This window comes from Solobacterium moorei (assembly GCF_036323475.1).
Lineage (GTDB): Bacteria > Bacillota_I > Bacilli_A > Erysipelotrichales > Erysipelotrichaceae > Bulleidia > Bulleidia moorei.
On the sequence record NZ_AP028934.1, the window covers coordinates 1939810 to 1958762 of the forward strand.

The 18953-nt window shown below is 37.9% G+C and carries 10 protein-coding genes and 1 pseudogene; 3 read left to right on the top strand and 8 right to left on the bottom strand.

Annotated features, from left to right (window positions below):
• Positions 1–103 precede the first annotated feature (103 nt).
• Complete coding sequence (locus RGT18_RS09820; RefSeq protein WP_338174700.1) at positions 104–1408, bottom strand: IS30 family transposase; 1305 nt, start codon at positions 1406–1408, stop codon at positions 104–106.
• 210 nt (positions 1409–1618) lie between these two features.
• Here RGT18_RS09820 and pta point away from each other — a divergent pair, with 210 nt between their 5' ends.
• Positions 1619–2623 (top strand): phosphate acetyltransferase, encoded by a 1005-nt coding sequence (gene pta, locus RGT18_RS09825; protein ID WP_028077422.1) that lies wholly within the window; start codon positions 1619–1621, stop codon positions 2621–2623.
• A gap of 95 nt (positions 2624–2718) precedes the next feature.
• Here the strand turns inward: pta and RGT18_RS13125 are convergent.
• The 4 genes and pseudogenes from RGT18_RS13125 to RGT18_RS09840 all read right to left on the bottom strand — a co-directional run.
• A pseudogene (locus RGT18_RS13125) lies at positions 2719–2904 on the bottom strand (NusG domain II-containing protein); the annotation flags it as partial.
• 244 nt (positions 2905–3148) lie between these two features.
• Positions 3149–3712, bottom strand: coding sequence for a haloacid dehalogenase-like hydrolase (locus RGT18_RS09830; RefSeq protein WP_028077423.1), 564 nt, complete (start codon positions 3710–3712; stop codon positions 3149–3151).
• 89 nt (positions 3713–3801) lie between these two features.
• On the bottom strand, positions 3802–5415 hold the full coding sequence (gene groL, locus RGT18_RS09835; protein WP_028077424.1) for a chaperonin GroEL: 1614 nt from the start codon (positions 5413–5415) through the stop codon (positions 3802–3804).
• A 20-nt stretch (positions 5416–5435) separates the two neighbouring features.
• Positions 5436–5717: a co-chaperone GroES gene (locus RGT18_RS09840; RefSeq protein WP_006526222.1), complete on the bottom strand. Its 282-nt coding sequence runs from the start codon at positions 5715–5717 to the stop codon at positions 5436–5438.
• A gap of 132 nt (positions 5718–5849) precedes the next feature.
• Here RGT18_RS09840 and RGT18_RS09845 point away from each other — a divergent pair, with 132 nt between their 5' ends.
• On the top strand, positions 5850–7694 hold the full coding sequence (locus RGT18_RS09845) for a discoidin domain-containing protein (RefSeq protein WP_028077425.1): 1845 nt from the start codon (positions 5850–5852) through the stop codon (positions 7692–7694).
• Complete coding sequence (locus RGT18_RS09850; protein WP_028077426.1) at positions 7691–9373, top strand: hypothetical protein; 1683 nt, start codon at positions 7691–7693, stop codon at positions 9371–9373. Before RGT18_RS09845 ends, RGT18_RS09850 begins: the two co-directional genes overlap by 4 nt.
• Positions 9374–9684: 311 nt before the next feature.
• Here RGT18_RS09850 and RGT18_RS09855 read toward each other — a convergent pair whose 3' ends face one another.
• From RGT18_RS09855 to RGT18_RS09865, 3 genes are all read right to left on the bottom strand, one after another.
• Positions 9685–15453: an endo-alpha-N-acetylgalactosaminidase family protein gene (locus RGT18_RS09855; protein WP_338176032.1), complete on the bottom strand. Its 5769-nt coding sequence runs from the start codon at positions 15451–15453 to the stop codon at positions 9685–9687.
• 250 nt (positions 15454–15703) lie between these two features.
• Positions 15704–17851, bottom strand: coding sequence for a 1,3-beta-galactosyl-N-acetylhexosamine phosphorylase (gene gnpA / locus RGT18_RS09860; protein WP_028077428.1), 2148 nt, complete (start codon positions 17849–17851; stop codon positions 15704–15706).
• A gap of 10 nt (positions 17852–17861) precedes the next feature.
• Positions 17862–18953, bottom strand: coding sequence for an ABC transporter ATP-binding protein (locus RGT18_RS09865; RefSeq protein WP_028077429.1), 1092 nt, complete (start codon positions 18951–18953; stop codon positions 17862–17864).

The following is an 18953-nucleotide window of genomic DNA, read 5'->3' on the forward strand; positions in this document are numbered from 1 at the left end:
GCATTTTGACCGCACGAAAAGTATACTTTCAAATGAAATTTTTTTGAATTTCTCTTGAAAGCTCCCTTTGAATATAAAGAGATGGTGCTGTTAGGGTCTGATGCTAATGGAGGATAGGTGTTAGATCAACTGCCTTGGGTGAAATGGGATGAAGGCGGTTTAGTTCTAACACCTTTTCGTTTAGTACTAGTTTGGCAATGCTGTAGGGTGATTGGTAATTTAACTTCCTGCGTACATAATTATTTACCTGATTTGATACGAAATTGATGTCGTATTTTGTAAGGCTGTTCATACTGCATCCTTTTGGAATCTTCTCTCTGAAGTGCTCGTGGTTCTTTTCACATTTGCCTTTGTCATCAGAACGTCTAGGCCTTGCGAAATAGATACTGATGAGTTTTTCTCCCGTTTCAGGGTCTGTCTCAAGCGATAGTGGATCATGGAACTCAGTGCCATTATCGGTGAGTATGATAGTGAACGTATCTTTGAATAAGTCGATGCCTAAGAAACTTTTGATAGTATCAAATAGATACGTTACCTCAAACATATTCTTGTGTCGTAAGAGAAAATATAATTGAAGATTGGAACGTCTGTGTAACAGGCTCAGTACACACTTCTCATCGCTCCCTTTCTTCCCGATGATCGTATCCATTTCCCATACGTTTACATCCGGTCCTGCTGTTTCTAGGGCTGCTAGGAAGTTCTCGTATTTGCGTCCTTCGAGGAAATCGTAGTCAATCGATATAGGATGATGCCTTGAAGAACTGCGTTGCGTGTAGCGTACCTGACGTTTTAGGTCGATGTTTGAAATCCCGGGAATCTGGTGCTCACGAATGTATCTATATGCAGTAGAGGCGGATATATTCAGGTCGTTAGTATGGATAATCGTATCGATGGATTGCTTTTTAGGAATATTATTTTGAAATGCCTCCACGATAGATTTCATTTCTGCTTCGCTCTTGCGAGGTCCGGACCTCCATTCTAATTTGTCTTGCGTATATTTATCCTGTGCTATTCGTGCGATGTAGAAGTACTTGGGAAGATGACATTTATGTATGTCAGGACAACCTGAACAGACATAAGGGAATCGCTCTATTCTCTCGCAAACGGGATATGAGACGAAGTCATCACATAGCTCGTTGCAGTCCTTATGCTTACAAGACTTACAATCACCGCTTATGCAATATGTGCATAAGCGATGTTTCTTACAAGAATCTTGCCGTCCACATTTGTTCGTCTTATTCGAGTGGACACGTACGACCCTGTGTGCTCTGATTTCTTCACGTACGCATTTCTGTGAATGATTGATAGAGAGTGCTATCTGTTTGAGTTTGATGTCGGAATGATTCAATAGAACTTCTATAGATTTACGTTCTTCTAAAGATAGATGTTTATAACCGCTGGCAACCATATGATTGCCTCCTTTCTTGAACTGCCAGCACCATCTCTAAAGACATCATATTAAAAAAGGGAACCTTCACCAATAATAAAATCAAAAGAGGAACTTTCAAAAATAATTGAGGTTATCTTAGAATTTACGATTTTTTCAAGATTTCAACTATATAATTGGACTTTTTTTACAGTTAGCGTGATAATTTTAATGTTCAAGGAGGATTTAACTATGTCATTTATTGACGGAATCAAAGAAAGAGCTAAACAAGATATAAAAACAATTGTATTACCAGAATCAGAAGATGAAAGAACACTTCGTGCAGCTGCTAAGATCTTAGAAGAAAAGACAGCAAATCTCATCTTAATTGGTGAAGAAGCAACGATCAAAGCAGATGCAGAGAAATATGGCGTTAACATTGATGGTGCAACTATCATTAATCCAGAAACTTCCGATAAATTAGAAGAATACGTAAGCACATTATATGAATTACGTAAGGCTAAGGGCATGACTCCTGAAGCTGCTCGTGAAGCATTATTAAAAGACCGCACAACGTTCGGTGTCATGGTATTAAAGACAGGAGGTGCTGATGGTCTTGTATCAGGTGCTTGCCACTCTACAGCCAATACATTACGCCCAGCATTACAGATTTTACGTACAGCACCAGGTGCAAAGTTAGTTTCAGGCTTCTTCATTATGGATGTTCCAAATTGTGAATTTGGTTATAACGGAACATTCGCATTCGCAGACTGTGGTCTAAACCAAGATCCAGACAGTGAAAGCTTAGCAGCTATCGCTAACGATACAGCAAATACATTCAGAACTCTTGTAGGTGCTGAACCAAAGGTTGCTTTCCTATCTCACTCTACAAAGGGAAGTGCAAAGCATCCATTAGTAGATAAGGTTGTAAATGCGGTTGAAATCGCTCACCAACAATATCCAGATTTAGTATGTGATGGTGAATTACAGTTAGATGCAGCTATCGTTCCAAGCGTTGCAGCAAGCAAGGCTCCAGGTTCCCCTGTTGCAGGTCAAGCAAACGTATTAATTTTCCCTAACCTTGATGGCGGTAATATTGGTTACAAGTTAGTACAGCGTTTGGCAAAGGCTGAAGCATATGGACCAATGTTACAAGGTATTGCAAAGCCAGTTAACGATCTATCCCGTGGATGTTCTTGGGAAGACATCGTTGGTGTAGTAGCCTTAACAGCTGTACAAGCGCAAAACAGTAAGTAATAATTCAACGTATGCTTGCATATATAAGAAAATAGAGATATCCATGTAGATGTCTCTATTTTCTTATGTTTGATAATCATTATATGAATATCATTTTAATTTTGAACTGCATTTGCAGATACGATATATATCCCGTTAGGTATGCACTGTATCGGTAGTATGCTATCTGCATCTACCCAACCCATTTTTTCACAATTATGGTTTGGACAATCAACTTTACTTACATGCCATTTCCCATCTTTCACTTCTATTGTTAAATCTCCCACATTACCCTTAACCGTATATGTAGCGTCAACACCCGAATCGAACTACTGCACAATTTCTCCACGGTATACAACTACTAGCCATTCACCTTTTGCCTGTTCATTCGGAGCTCCGTTAAGTGAATTATTTGTTCTATTGAACATTGTAGGAATAAATTTGAAAACTAGAATTAGCACAATAGATAATGTGGTAATTATTCCAAGTGCAATATATTCTCTTTTTTTTATATTTGCTCCCTTTAATATAAACGATATAGGCTTTTTATTTCTTATCCCAAGGAAGTAAGTTATCTCCCTTTACAAGATATGCATTCTCAGCGATTCTTGCAAGTGGTGTATCAGAGTAAGAATCGGAATAGAAGTTTTCAATCTTTGTATCGTTAAATACTTCACGATAGCGACGTACCTTCTCTTCCCCATGGCAGTTTAGTCCATTGTATTCACCTGTATGCATATCAACGACACTTGCCATGCATGTTTTGATGCCAACCTTCTTACAGAAGGCTTGAATTAAAAATTCTGGAGAAGCAGAAATAACTACATCATCTTCCTTCTGTGCTTCTTTATACCAATTCTTTACATGATCCAGATGACTGCTTGTATAGTCTTCGACTACTTTTTCCATATCATCTACATAGCGAAACATGCGATATAGATTTGATTTAAAAGTAAGCTTCGGTACAATGTGTAGCACATATAAAAGTCCAAACCAAATTGTACGTGGTAAATTGATTAAAGTTTTAGGGCGATGTAGCCAAAGATATTTCACAAAACCTACTGTAGAATCACCACGGTAGATTGTATCATCCCAATCGTAAACGTTCATTGTTCAGTCTCCATTCTGATTGCTTTTACAAGATAAGATATCTTGTTATAAATTGCAAGCCCTCAAAAAAAGATAGCCAACGCTATCTTTTAATATTGACCCATTGCTGGAGGTACTGGTACATCCTTTTCAGGAAGCTTTGCAATTGCAGCTTCTGTTGTGATAAATAAGCCCGAGATACTTGCTGCGTTTAATAATGCGGAGCGAGTTACCTTAGTAGGATCAATGATCCCTGCTTCATACATATCAACCCATTCACCAGTCTTCGCATTGAAACCGTAGTTTTCTTTTGCGGATAACTGTTGTTCATAGATCTCATTACCATCAAAGCCTGCATTTTCAGCTATCTGCATGATTGGCATCTTGAGTGCATCTAATACAACATTAATACCGCGTTGTACATCCACAACATCTGACTTTAATGCAGTACGTACATCTTTATACGCTTGTACTAAGGCAAGTCCACCACCAGTGACAACACCTTCTTCAACGGCAGCCTTTGTTGCGTTAAGTGCATCTTCGATACGTAGCTTCTTTTCCTTGAGTTCTGTTTCTGTTGTTGCACCAACCTTAATCAAGGCAACACCATTTGTGAGTTTTCCTAATCTTTCTGCCAGTCTCTTCTTGTCATAGTCAGACTTTGCATTTTCGATAGTTGCTTTAATTTCAGAAGCACGTTTTGCAACTGTAGCACTATCTCCTGCACCATCAATAATTGTTGTCTTATCTTTGCTTACTACTACTTTCTTAGCAGAGCCTAAATCATTCATTGTCATATCTGCCAAGTTCATATTCAAGTCCTTCGCATAGAAGTTTGCGCCTGTTAGGACTGCGATATCTGCTAATTGATTCTTTGCGTCATCGCCAAAGCCTGGAGCCTTTGTCGCTACGACATTGAATGTACCACGTAACTTATTGATGATTAATGTACTCATCACTTCATTATCGTAGTCATCTGCAATAAGAAGTAACGGTTTATTGATTTTAACAACTTCTTCTAAGACTGGTAGGATTTCTTGGATTGTATTAATCTTTTGATCCGTTACCAAGATATACGGACTATCCATTGACACTTCCATCTTGTCACGGTCGCTTACCATATATGGGGAAACATATCCCTTGTCATACTGCATACCTTCTGTCATCTCTAAGATCGTCTCGAAGGAGCGTGATTCATCCACGTTGATAACACCATCATTACCAACCCTTACCATCGCTTCTGCAATAATCTTACCAATCTCTTCAGAACCTGATGAAATAGTAGCGATATTCTTTACATCATCGTTGGTTGTGACTTGGTGAGAGTTCTTTAATAAAGCATCTGCTACAACATGTGCTGCCTTTTCAATTCCCTCACGCATGAGTACAGGGTTAGCACCCTTTTCAACTGCTTTAAGACCGGCTGTAATCATTGATTGGGTCAAAATAGTAGCAGTTGTTGTACCATCACCTGCTAATTCATTTGTATTATTTGCTGCTTCATATACTAGCTTAGCACCCATGTTTTCAAACTTATCTTCAAGTTCTACTTCCTTAGCAATGGTTACACCATCATTTGTGATAACTGGAGAGCCAAATGATTTCTCCAACACAACATTTCTGCCCTTTGGGCCTAAAGTTACCTTAACTGCATCTGCTAATTTATTCACACCATCCAACATAAGCTGGCGTGCATCTTTACTATACTTAATTTCTTTTGCCATGATTATCCCTTCCTTCTACTTTATTCAACTATTGCAAGAATATTCTCTGCTTCAATCAACAAATATTCTTTCTGATTTTCTTTGATTTCTGTGCCGGAATATTTCTTATATACAACCTTTTGTCCAACCTTTAATTCCACTGGAATGACTGCACCATTTTCTGTCTTACCTGGACCTACAGCAACAACGATTCCCTTTCCTGGTTCTTCTTTTGGTTGTTCTGTCAAAATAATACCGCTCTTTGTTTTTTCTTCTTCTTTTGCTTTTTCTAAGACTACATAATCACGTAATGGTTTCAACATGTTTATTCCTCCTTTTTAGCACTCTAATACTTATTCTGCTAACACAGTCTATTCTATGCACTTTCTATCACTCTGTCAATAAGAGTGATAATACAAATATTTTTCTAGTATAATAGAAACGGAGTATCTATTATGCAAAAACTGAGTTTATTATTCTTTTCAAATAGTGAGTTTCTGACACTACTATGTTTAACGCTATTGATATTAGGTATCGGTTATTTTCTATATCATCTAAAATTCTTTAAAGCCGAGAAGCATCACTACCTTTTATCGCTGACCTTACTAACAATCATTTATGCTGTGATTTCTTTTTGGCAACTTGGTTCAACTACTTTCCCAACAACCACATGGCAACCAGCTGTAGAAAAACAAGAGATTGTTTTAAACTTTGGAAAAATCGAGAAGTTTGATGCAATCTATACAATTTATGGCGAAGGAGATAACAACTCTAACCCACAATCCTATCAAATTGGTACCCAAGATATTCATCTCTTCGGTTCTAACGATCTACAACAATGGCAGGAAATAACGGTCCTGAAACAAGGAAATATCTACACCTATAGTATTCAAGAGGGATACTGGGAATATCAGTATATTAAGCTTGTAACCACCAATAAAAATAACAGTTTAACTGAAATTGGTTTTCGAAATCTTGCCCACTCTAATTTTCTGCCCGTCACTATTTTGCAAGACGAATATAAAAATACCAAGTATCCTGCAAAGATGTTGATTGATGAACAGGATAAACTAGTTCTATCACCAACCTACTATGACCAAGCATACTTTGATGAAATTTACCACGTGCGTAATGCATGGGAAATTGCAAATAAGCAATACATGTATGCTAGTGTCCACCCACTATTAGGAACAAATATCATTGCCCTATCCATACATCTATTTGGTATGCATCCGTTTGCTTGGCGTTTACCAGGCGCGATTGCGTCTGTACTAATGTTGCCTGTGCTCTACGGTATCTTAAAACACTTATTGAAACGTGATTATCTATCCTTAATTGGCTCGTTCTTGCTCGCTGCAGATTTCATGCATATTACAACAGCACGTATCGCTACATTAGAGCCATTTAGTATCCTGTTTATACTCTGCTCATTCTATTGGATGTTGAAGTACTGTAGGTCCAACTTCTATACTTTGCCAATGCGGAAAGGTATCCTCTATTTATTTTTATCTGGAATCTTTATGGGACTATCTATTGCAACCAAATGGACTGGTTGCTATGCTGCAATCGGTTTAGCCATCATGTTATTTACAAACTGGATTCAGCGTTTTCTTGAGTATAAGAAAGATAAAGAAACACATCAACAGTTCTTCAAAATACTACTTACAACGATGTTGTCATGCATTCTCTTTTTTATCATCATTCCTATCGTAATCTACTGTATTTCATATATCCCAGATAAGATTTTCCGTAATGAACCGTGGACTATCGCAAATGTTTGGAAACAAGCCCAACAGATGTATCACTATCATGTAAATCTCAATGCAACCCACCCATATCAAAGTACATGGTTTCAATGGATCTTGGATTTACGTCCTATGTGGTATTACGTTGGCATAAAAGGAAATGTTTTCCACACAATTTCTTGTTTTTCCAATCCGCTATTAACATGGATCGGATTACCAGCAATCCTATTTACAACATATCGCGCTCTATGCAAAAAGGATATTGTCGGGTGGTATATTGTCGTCGGCTATTTTAGCGGCTTATTACCATGGATTATTTATGTACAGCGCATCGTATTTGCATATCATTTCTATCCAACATCCCTATTTACAATCATTGCAATTGTCTACTGTATCAATTTACTTAATAACCGTAAAATGTCGATTGTAGTACCTGCATATCTTGCGGCCTACTTAGCATTATTCATTCTATTTTTGCCTGTGATTACAGGCTTCGGCACATCACAGCAGTTTGCTCGCTTCCTTGCATGGTTACCAGGTTGGTACTTCGGATGAAAAAATATCGTAATTTATTAATTGATTTTGCAATCATTCTTCTATTTACCGTTTTATTGATGTTTCCATATCTTTTGCATAGCTCACTTGCAATCGAACACGATACATTCTTTCATGTTTCTCGCATTGCACAATATGCAGAGGCAATACAACAAGGACAACTTCTCCCTGCTATCTATCCTTTAGAAAATGGTGGATATGGATATGGGAGTCCACTATTCTATTGTGATGTATTCCTTTTTATACCAGCTGTACTACACAATATAGGAATGGCACTTGTCGATACCTATAAGCTAACTGTATTTTCTGCCAGTCTTCTTGCAGGAACCACAATGTACATGCTCGCAAGTAAATTTACAGAAAGATCTTTAATCCGTTTATTGGCAGTTGCAGCATATCTTTTTAGTAATTATCATATTACAGACATTTATGTACGTGGTGCACTTGGAGAAATATTTGCCCTTATTGGCATTCCACTTATATTATCCGGTCTTTATGAAATATTTGAAACCAACAAAAAATATACATCATCCTACTTTTTTGGTCTGGTTATCATGGTACTCTCCCATAATCTAAGTTTCTTATTATGCTTTATCCTAGTGATTATCATAAGTATCCTATATTTACCAAAGTGTTCTTTGCAACGATACAAAGTACTTTTATTAGAAAGTATGCTTGCATGCTTAGCTACTGCCTTCTATACTTTACCGATGATAGAGCAGCTTAAGTCACAACCATTCTACCTCAACTATTATGCTTCAAGCTCTCAACTTGAAAAACATGCAATGGCATTCTGGCAGTTTTTTACGAATAAAACAATATTTGGTTTGTCTGGTAATCAATACAATTCATCCAATGCAATGGTCGTTAATATTGGGCTATTCTTGACCATCGCTCCTATCAGCTATCTCTTTATACCAAAGAGAGAAAGAAAAAAATTTTTAGAATGCATGTTAATCCTAGGTGTAGTGAACCTAATCTTGCCGGCAAAAATATTGCCGTGGAAGTATATGTGGTTTTTCAGAGTTCTCCAATTTCCGTGGCGATTGAACATGCTAGCATTGCCACTACTATGCATTCCCGCTGTAATAGGAATCGAACATATCTCTTATAAATTCAGGTATCTTCCAATCTGTTTGACACTGTTGTTAAATCTAGAAGCAATCTACCATTTATATCCAGCTACGAAACGTACATTTGTAATGGAGCACAATACCACTTGGCAAGAAGTATCAGATGGTAAACTCATTGATCCATATTACTCAGCACAATATAAACGAGTTGAACTTGCTGGTGGTGACTATCTACCATATTGCTCTCCTGATTTCCGCTCATATCCTCAAACCGTACAAACAATAACCGGCAATACGATTACAGTCGGAAAATTTACATATTACGGCAACTACCAATTTAGTATAACCCAAGCACAAACCGTGATTCTACCAATCACATATTACAAAGGATATATTGTTCGTAACATCAAAACAAACGAAATCCTACAAACTTATTTGAGTAAAAATGGTCTTGTCTGTGTAAATATTCCGAAACAAGGAACTTATGTATGTCATTATGAAAATACATCTCTTCGTAAGTATTCAATCATTATTTCCAGTTGTACTTTTATTATTCTTGTAGCCTTTCTCATCATACATGGCAAATCAAATAGAAAGAAATCTTAAACCAGTTTTCATTCTTTTGATTTCTCAAACCATTGAGTAGCACATTTGCTGTAACGATCTCAAACTGCATAACTATATTCTCTTTTGTATTGGTCTGTTAGAAATAATAGACCTTTTACATTTGATATATTCAATCATAATTTATCCATCTTACAAGCAATTTACCTAGCGAAAGATAGGCAGCGTTGACAATGAGTATACAGAATCTCTTCTAACCCATTTTAAAAAGGGGATTTAGCATGTTCTAAATTCCCCTTTCATCACGAAAGTATTCTTAGGTTGAAGCTTCAAAAAATGCAATTCATATCTTTTTATTGATGTTTCTTTTTAAGAAAATATGATACCGAAGCTAACAACAGCATACTAACCAAGCCTACCCCATACCAAATGATATTGTTGTAATCACGTGTTGCAACACTCTTTTCACTTTGATTGTTCTTTTGATTAGTCTGAGAACCACTTGGTGTTTTTGGCGTATTATTATCTCCCGGTTTTACAATCGGAGGAACATTCTCATTTGGCTTAGAATGCATATTGATAAAGGAATATGCTGAGAAATCATCATTTACAAACACAACTTCTTTTCCTGCAATACTCTTCACAGGAATTTCTTCCCATTCACCGTTATGTTTTTCATGAAGAATCTTGATTTGATCTGATTCTATATCGGCAAGATTCACATGAATTTCTCGTGGTTTTGTAATCTGCACGTCTTTACCATCTTCGTCTTCAAAATGAATATCATATGTTTCTAGCGTGTACCCTTCATATCCCTTTGGTACTTTATTTATCCTCTGAATCGATACATGCATCTTCTTCATGTTCTTCATCTCATCCCGTAGGTTCGTCATAGCCAATAAAATATCATAATTAGAAGGATTTTCACTTGCTAGTACTTGCTTCGCAGCTTCGATCTTCTTATCTAATTCCGCAAAACTTTCCTCTGTATATGCATCCCTGTCCATTGCATTCGCTTCTTCAAGCAATTGTGATAATTTACTCTTATCTGGCAATGGTTTATTCGGTGTAGACTTCAATCCTAATGCTCTAAATTCAGCCATTGCACTATACTTGTTATTGTCTCTTGAAAGGCGACCTAAGGTCTTTAGCGAGCGGAATTCAACATATTCTACGTTTTCGATTGGCTGATCAAATTGTACAATCTGCCATCCTTCCTGTTCAAATGTCTTCGTTGCTACCTTGCGTTCCGGTTGATCCTTCTCTTTGATCCACACCTCACCTTCCTGAATCACTCCATTGGTGCGACCACCACGTTGCAAGAAGCGAATTCCCGTAACGGTTTGTGGTTCGTGGAATGTTGCCCTAATCGTATGTTTATCCATTGGATCAGGAGCATATGCAGTGTGCCAACGAGTATCTGTTCTACCATCAACCGCAAATAATGGATTTCCTTCATCATATGCATCTTCTTCATAACTACCTGCACTGATATCCCATTTCTCCAGCGGAATATCTGCACTATCATCATTTTCAGGTGCTATATTCTTCAGTGAATCATCATGAATTGCAGCATATAGTGCATAATATGCATCTGCAAGATCGCTCTGATTAAAATGATCTTTCTCTAAAGCAACCTTAGCTTCATCGATTCGTTTCTCAATCCTATCGACTGCACTGTCTTTATATAAGTGATTTTCGATACCGTGTGTTGCTTCTTCAATCAATTGCTGCATTGTCTCTTTGCTAATATTTTGATCAATTCTTTCAACAACAAGATTATCTAAAATAAAATCCTTGTATCCGCCAAAATTCTGTTCATTACCACTGATACCAGCTTTATCATACTGTGGCCATTGATTTGTTGAATAGATGCCAAACCAACTTTGACCATCAAGTGCTCCTACTATAGTTGTTTCAAAATGTCTGGTTGTTCCTAGGCCCTTTTCAAGATCCAACAATTTCGTACCAGAACCATACTCTCCATCTCCTTGGATAAATGCATAGATACCTTCTGAACCCATTTGATAATCAAAAGAAACCTTATATGTGCGCCCTGGTTCAAGGCGAAGGTTTTGTGGAATCGTTTGGTAAACAAGGTCACTTCTACTTACTAGACCATTCGTCTTGAGCGACCACTTGCCCTCTAAGACATCATCCATGCGTTTAACATCCCAACCTGCCTGTGTGTATTTGTCATGACGTTCTGATAGGTGTGTACGATTATCCTCGACGCCTTCAATACCACCAATGACAAACGGATAGATTCCTTGTACGTTTTCTTCAAAATCTTGTTTAAATTCTGTCAACTGTCCTTTGTCGTCATACTTTGCATTTTCGGCGTTATTCTGTACAATCCGAATATCATCAAAATATGTACTTCCTTCACCTGCTTCTTTAGATAATGTCAACGTGACAGTTCCATCCTCTGGTGCCGTAAAATACACATACATATTTTGGAAATAACTTGTACCATCTACGGTAGCACTATGTGTATTATGCGTATATGCCTTTACATAGTTTAATGCGATAGACTTATTCGTATAATTTGTTGCAAGCACTTCACCATTGTGATGGATTGTTATTGATGCTTTAGAATCACTACGATTATCAACACCTACCAGTGCTGCATATTTCTTTCCTGGCACAAGGTCTGTTAAAACCTGTGATGCTGATTTTCCTTCTGCTAATTTTAACATTGGATTACTGTATTGGCTCTTTACCAACTCTGCACTACCTTCGCCAGCAAGCGTCCATGCGTCTAGATTACCACTGTTAAAGCCTGCATCAATGATGTGCATGCCTTCACTCCAGAGAACATTGATATTTTCATGTGCTGTCTTATACAGAACATACGGTGTCTCAGCATCGGCTTCAAGTGTAACTGTTCCATTGGATACAGTGATTTCTTTTGGTTCAACCTTTCCTTGATCCGTCAGCTTATAAACTGTTACAACACTTGTACCCTGCCATGTATCTGGTAATGTCCATGTTGTCGTACCACCCTGTGTGTTCCAATGGTACAGTTTTTCCTCATTTGCGCTAAGACGCTTTCCATTCTTTGCATCCCAGTTCCATGGTAAAAGGTATGCTTCTGTACCACGATTAACGCCCTGTTGAATATCCTGATTACTGCGATCTCCACGAGAAACAGCTCCGTGAGAAATTTCTACACCATTATATGTAACCGTACGGTCACGATAAGCTGGATCATTAATATCATTGCTACCACGCTTAACCACAACCACATTACCGTTATCATCCTTTAATGTAATCTCCATTTCTGGATACCATTGATATGTTTTCGACTTCGGCACATATTTTCCAGTATAGTAATCATATCCTGACCAATATATCGTGTGCGTAACTGGTGTTTCACTGTCAACCCATTTCACAACTTTAAAGTGCTGTAAGAACTTAGTCATTAAATCATGCGTATATATATTTGTGATATATGTATCATAATCATTGCGTCCCTGCCAGCCTTCAAAATCTTTCATGTTATATCCACCTAATAACGGTGCATACGCAGCGCCACCATAGTTCGGATAATCACCTACCCAAGAGTCTTTTTGATGATTGCGCAAAAAGCGCATCACTTCACTATTTTCCCCTTTCATAGAGTATCCACCGTAGGTTAGATCAGTTGCCCAATGTTGGAACGTTGCATCATATTCATTTGCTGCACCCCACTCATTTGCCATCTTCCAACCATTGTCATTAATTTCTTTCGACAATTTGCGAGTCTGCCATGAGTCATCGTCACCACCGGTCTGATTCCCCCAAATGTCAACATAAACAAAATCAAGATTGTTACCAACTTTTTCTTTTAATGCCGCAAAACGCGCCTTACGGTTACCAGTTGCTAAATCATAGACACTATCCAATCCAACTGCTTGATCAAGCCAATTCCAGCCATAGCTCAAACCACCATTGCGACGACGTACAGAATCATCCGTAAATGCTTGTGCTTCCGGATACATTTCACCAGCATTCACATGAATACCAAACTTAGCACCATATTCAGCACCTTTTTCCATTAAAGTATTCATATCTTCTTCGCCACCAATGCGCTCTCCGATATTCGCATAATCAGGATGTCCCGAATCATGTCCTTCACTTGCATAACCTTTCAGTAATACAGATTGCCCTAATCCATCTGTATGTAAAGCAACACGTTTCACATTATCAAGTGTTGTCAAGAAAGGATTCTGTGCCTGCCCACCAAAGTTCATTGCAATACGCCAAGAAACTAACTCTGGAACACCTTCACACTTATAAGGATTATTCATAATTTCACGGAAGGCAATAGCACCATCCTGCCAGTTGATAACACCATCATCATTTCGCTCACCAGTGATAATCACCTTTGTCTTAGGCATTTCTGTTTCTGAAACCATATATTTACGGCCATGTGAGTCTTGTACAACACGATGATAATACCATTTAGAACTAGATAGTCCCATTGTTTTTTCAGTGCCTGCATGATCGACATTAACCGTCACACGATAGTTATTACTACCGCCCTCTACGCCACCACGATTCGCATTGTGCTCAGAATTAGACCATAAACCTGCACTCATTTCGCTATTTGAAATAAATGCGTACATATACTCATCTGAGCCAACATTTGACTGTTTGTTCAATACCTGATAAGCATCTCCTGAGATTGTAGTGTCTGAAGACATCCCTGCAGCTTTCAGATTTGCATTGGTTTGATCGCTGCGAATCGAAACAAGACTCTGATTTGGAAATTCAATTGTTTGTACTGGATTCCCATCTACAGAATCCTCTAAATGATTCTTTATTTCCGTAATATTAAAAGCTAATGTATCGTTTTCAGCAATCAATTCTGCCGTAATATCCACATTAACATTCCGTCCCTCAGCATGCATAACATATGTTGCTTTATCTGCTGTGAAATCTGCTTTGACATTCTCCGGCTTAATGGCTATTTTCTGTTCGTTAATTAGAACTGTATTGATTTCTTTTTCTTGTCCCAAAAATTTCTTTCCCTGTAAAGAACCCTGCTTCATCTCATACGAGATTACGCGTGGAAAAGATGGATCAACATGTACATCCATAAATGGGGTTGTAAGAATTTTAGAAGTTATCTCTTTCTTACGTTGCAAAACAAATTCCAACGGTTCACCATCAGCATCTGCACGAATATGTTTTACATCAGATTCATACCCATCCTTTGTAGCAGAGATAATATAGTCGGTACCTTTCACCAAATGATTCAATTCGAATTCACCATTTGCATCAGTATATACTGCACAATTACCTTCTTTGCAAGGGTCAATGTCAATCTTCACATTTGCCAGCGCTTGATTATCTGCACTAACTTTTCCCTTTACTTGTACTTTTTCATCTGACTGTGAATCTTCTGGATTCGTTTCATTTTCATCTTCGTGATGGATATTGTTTGTCAGTTTGATATCTGTAACTGTCCCATAATATGTCCCTGCTTTGATTGCAATCTGATTTTGCAAATCTTCCAAATCTGCAAATGGAATATTCTCAAACACAGTTTCATCATCAACTTTCAATGAAGCTGTCTTGCTTGCAGTCCAACTAACCTGTACATTTACAGTTGCTTTATTCTTCGGCCATTGTACACGAGCACCCGTATAATACGGTCCATCCCCATTCTGATATTTCTGCCAAAACCAACCAGCAGCATCATAACCAAAGAACATACCATTCCCTGGACCGTTATATCCTAAATAAACACCGAAGCGAATATCATCAGCCTCAGTATTAGCAGTCAGGTCAAAGCGAATTGTACCCTCTTGTGAAAGATCAAACGTATGTTTATTCACTGCAATGAGTGGATAACCATTCTGATCCTTTGGATTATTCCCATTGTTGCTACTTGACGCAATGTGGATCTTCTTACTATCCGCTTCTACGATTTCCTCCAAGACTGCGCCAATACGATTTGTCTGGTCATCGATTTTCCAATCGGTTGTAGCCAACTCTGCTAGTTGTGGCTCTCTGGCATTTACTTTTTTTACCCCTGTTAAGATGGTTGTTAATGCCATACACAGTACAAATACACTTGAAAATACTTTTTTAATGATTTTATGCATTTTACTTGTTTGGTGATTAAAACTCAACCACTTCTCCTTTCCCTATGTTAAGTCAATCATAAAATATAAGCGCTTACATAAAAATGCATTTATTGTTTATAATTACAGATTTATTGCTGTCTTATCTTAAAAAAAGCTAAAATTTCAAAAATCATTTCAAATACCAATATTCCCTGCACTCGCTATTTTCTTATCTTATTTTTATATCCTAGCCGCCAAAATAAAAACCGATTTATACTTAACAATATCTGTCTTGTAAAATCGGTCATAAATATTTCTATACTTGATACCACTTAATTTCATTAGCTTCTAAGCGTAATGAGAAGGATGTGCCATCGCCACGATAGATGACAGTTTCTTGTGGTTCGTATGTATTATTAACGACACAATAGCTCTGTGTGGAAGGATATACATTAACATCAACATTATAGTTCTCTGAATACCACTGCTTCATTTCATCCTCACGATGACAACTGAAGAAGATTGCACGATAGAGAAGTCTTGCATTTTCAAAACTGAATGGCAATCCATTCATGTATACTGCTCTACCCTTACCATACTCATTAACTGCAAGCTTCACACTGAGATCCTCTTGCTTGATTACAGTGGTTCCTGGTAGTGCATAAACACTATTTACATTTTCTCCCCAGTCTTCATGCTCTAACTGTTCGGTAATGAAATGATTATGACATTGCCAGTTATACTTGTCTGTATGAAGTGTAAAGTCTAATTCCTTATCGACGCCAAGAACATCATAGAGTGTGAAGAACTTGCCATTTCTAGCACAAGCTGTTGGTTCACCAATACCGATGAAACCACCACCGTTATCTACATAGTGACGTAGAATTGTGATAATCTTTTCATCAAATTCTTCACCACCACTAAAGCTTGTATAACTACTACCATAGTTCAGCACAACATCAATATCATTTAAGATATCTGGATTTCCACGCAGTTCTTCAAAGCTGATGAACTTCACATCAAATGGGAAACCACTAAGTGATTCTAGAACACCTGTATAAGAATAAATCTGCTTGTAACGAATTGCGTGATGTACAAGATGAGCACCCCAACGGCGAAGCTCGCCATAGCTATTTAATACACCAACCTTCAATAGGTTGTGTGGTGTTTGCTTTCCTACATGTGCATAGAGTTCTCTAAATTCATCGCAAACTTCAGATACATATTCGATAAACTCTGGAAACTTTAATGCAAGCTTCAAGTATCCACCATAACCGATACGATCCACTGGCGAGCGTAAGATTGCACGACGTGCAGTTACCCAGTTCACTTTCGCTTCCTGTAATGGATCTCCACCTTCATGGAATGTATCTGGGAAGAAGTATGGTAAAAATCTTCCTTCTGTATACTTCACACCTTTGATATCTGAAATCAAGCGCAATGTAGAACCTGATCCAACACTACCCACAACCGCATCTAAGCCAATCTCAGAGAAGTACTTACCATATGGTTCTGTACCAATCCAATGATCTCCAAGGAACATCATCGCTTCCTTACCATAAGAATGACAGATGTCTACGAGTACCTTGGCTAATTTACAAACTTCTCTTTGCTGGAAGTCGATAAAGTCTTTATATTCCTTGGAAGGAATACAGAATTGGCTATTGTGGAAGCCTTTGTTGATGATAAATTCCGGGCGGAACTTGTAACCAACTTCCTTTTCAAACTGTTCCAAGATGTATGGAGATACAGATGCACTATATCCATACCAGTCAACGAATTTTTCACGTGCAAATTCATCAAACTGCAAAGTGAACTGGTGGAAGAATGTTGTAAAGCGTACAACATTGACATCTTCTCTTTCTCTACAGAACTTATGTAACTTCTCAATCACATGCTTTTGGGTTTCCGGTAAACGTACATCCAAGGTCATCTGATGTTCTTCATCCACCCAATCATTTGTTAAGAAATTATACATGTGAACCGGATCCCACACGATAAACGCCAAGAAGCTTACCGTGTATGCATGATAAGGAATTGCTTCTTCAATTACAACATCACCACTCACTTCATCAAAATACCAATTTGTCACAACAGTATCTGTTGTTCGATCAATCACTTCCCACCAACGATGAATATCATTTGTTGGATTTACTTTAAATTGATCCTTGTAGAAATGTTCCATAATTTTGATACGCAAGCATGTATCTTTAGCAGTAACAAAGTCACTCATCAAATACATCTGTTGCATCTCATCTGGATGTTTTTTTGCCCACGCATTATCTTTACGTGTTGTGTAATATGTAGCGTATTGCTTAATATCTATTTTTCGTAACGCTTCAGGCATATCAGTCCCATCACAATCACGAATCGCATCAGCCTTCCACTTCTTGATGATTTCGATTGTATCATCAATCACATCAATATCGGTTGGGACTGTAACTCTTCCTGTACTCATACTCATTTATTCTCCCTTAAACAATACGATTTTCCGTCTTTGGATCAAAGAAGTGTACCTTCTCCAAGTCCATCGCCAATCGGAAGGATGCACAATCCGAAAGATCATAACGGGCATTGATTCTTGCCTGTAGTTTTTGCCCTGCAAGCTTGCCATGTAAGATAAATTCGTTACCTAATAACTCACTGACATCAATTGCAAAGTCAAATACAGCACTTGGATAGGTTTCATTTACAATTTCCTCTGCGTGTAGGTCCTCCGGACGAATCCCCATCACAATTTCCTTACCTTCATATGCTTGCATGTCTTTAGTGAACTGTTCTGGCAAAGTAATGTGCATATCACCAATCGTGAATTTTCCACCAGCATATGTACCCTTTAGGAAGTTTGTGGCTGGAGAACCAATGAAGCCTGCTACGAACATGTTTACTGGATTCTGATAGATTTCCTTTGGTGTTCCAATCTGTTGAATATATCCATCTTTCATGATGACAATACGGCTTGCCATTGTCATGGCTTCTGTTTGGTCGTGCGTTACGTAGATGGTTGTAGCACCGATATTTTTGTGTAGACGAATAATTTCACTACGCATCTGTACACGAAGCTTCGCATCTAAGTTAGATAACGGTTCATCCATCAAGAATACCTTCGCATTACGAACGATTGCTCTACCTAACGCTACACGCTGTCTTTGACCACCAGATAAAGCCTTAGGCTTTCTATCTAAGTATTGTTCAATTTCTAATGCTTTTGCGGCTGCACGTACACGACGGTCAATTTCATCTTTATCAGTCTTGCGAATCTGTAATCCAAATGCCATGTTTTCATAAACTGTCATAAATGGATATAACGCATAAGACTGGAATACCATCGCAATCTCACGATTCTTAGGTGCAACATCGTTTACTAATTTATCATCGATATACAATTCACCGTTTGTGATATCTTCCAAACCTGCAATCATGCGTAAAGTTGTTGATTTACCACATCCGGAAGGGCCAACCAATACGATGAATTCTTTATCCTGAATCTCTAAATTAAAATCAAATACTGCCTGTACTTTATTATCGTAAATCTTATTGATATGACGTAATGATAAGTTTGCCAT

Excerpts from the sequence above, each read along its gene's own strand:
- RGT18_RS09820 (WP_338174700.1), bottom strand. The coding sequence starts at position 1,408 with ATGGTTGCCAGCGGTTATAAACATCTATCTTTAGAAGAACGTAAATCT.
- pta (WP_028077422.1), top strand. The coding sequence starts at position 1,619 with ATGTCATTTATTGACGGAATCAAAGAAAGAGCTAAACAAGATATAAAA.
- RGT18_RS09830 (WP_028077423.1), bottom strand. The coding sequence starts at position 3,712 with ATGAACGTTTACGATTGGGATGATACAATCTACCGTGGTGATTCTACA.
- groL (WP_028077424.1), bottom strand. The coding sequence starts at position 5,415 with ATGGCAAAAGAAATTAAGTATAGTAAAGATGCACGCCAGCTTATGTTG.
- RGT18_RS09840 (WP_006526222.1), bottom strand. The coding sequence starts at position 5,717 with ATGTTGAAACCATTACGTGATTATGTAGTCTTAGAAAAAGCAAAAGAA.
- RGT18_RS09845 (WP_028077425.1), top strand. The coding sequence starts at position 5,850 with ATGCAAAAACTGAGTTTATTATTCTTTTCAAATAGTGAGTTTCTGACA.
- RGT18_RS09850 (WP_028077426.1), top strand. The coding sequence starts at position 7,691 with ATGAAAAAATATCGTAATTTATTAATTGATTTTGCAATCATTCTTCTA.
- gnpA (WP_028077428.1), bottom strand. The coding sequence starts at position 17,851 with ATGAGTATGAGTACAGGAAGAGTTACAGTCCCAACCGATATTGATGTG.
- RGT18_RS09865 (WP_028077429.1), bottom strand. The coding sequence starts at position 18,953 with ATGGCAAACTTATCATTACGTCATATCAATAAGATTTACGATAATAAA.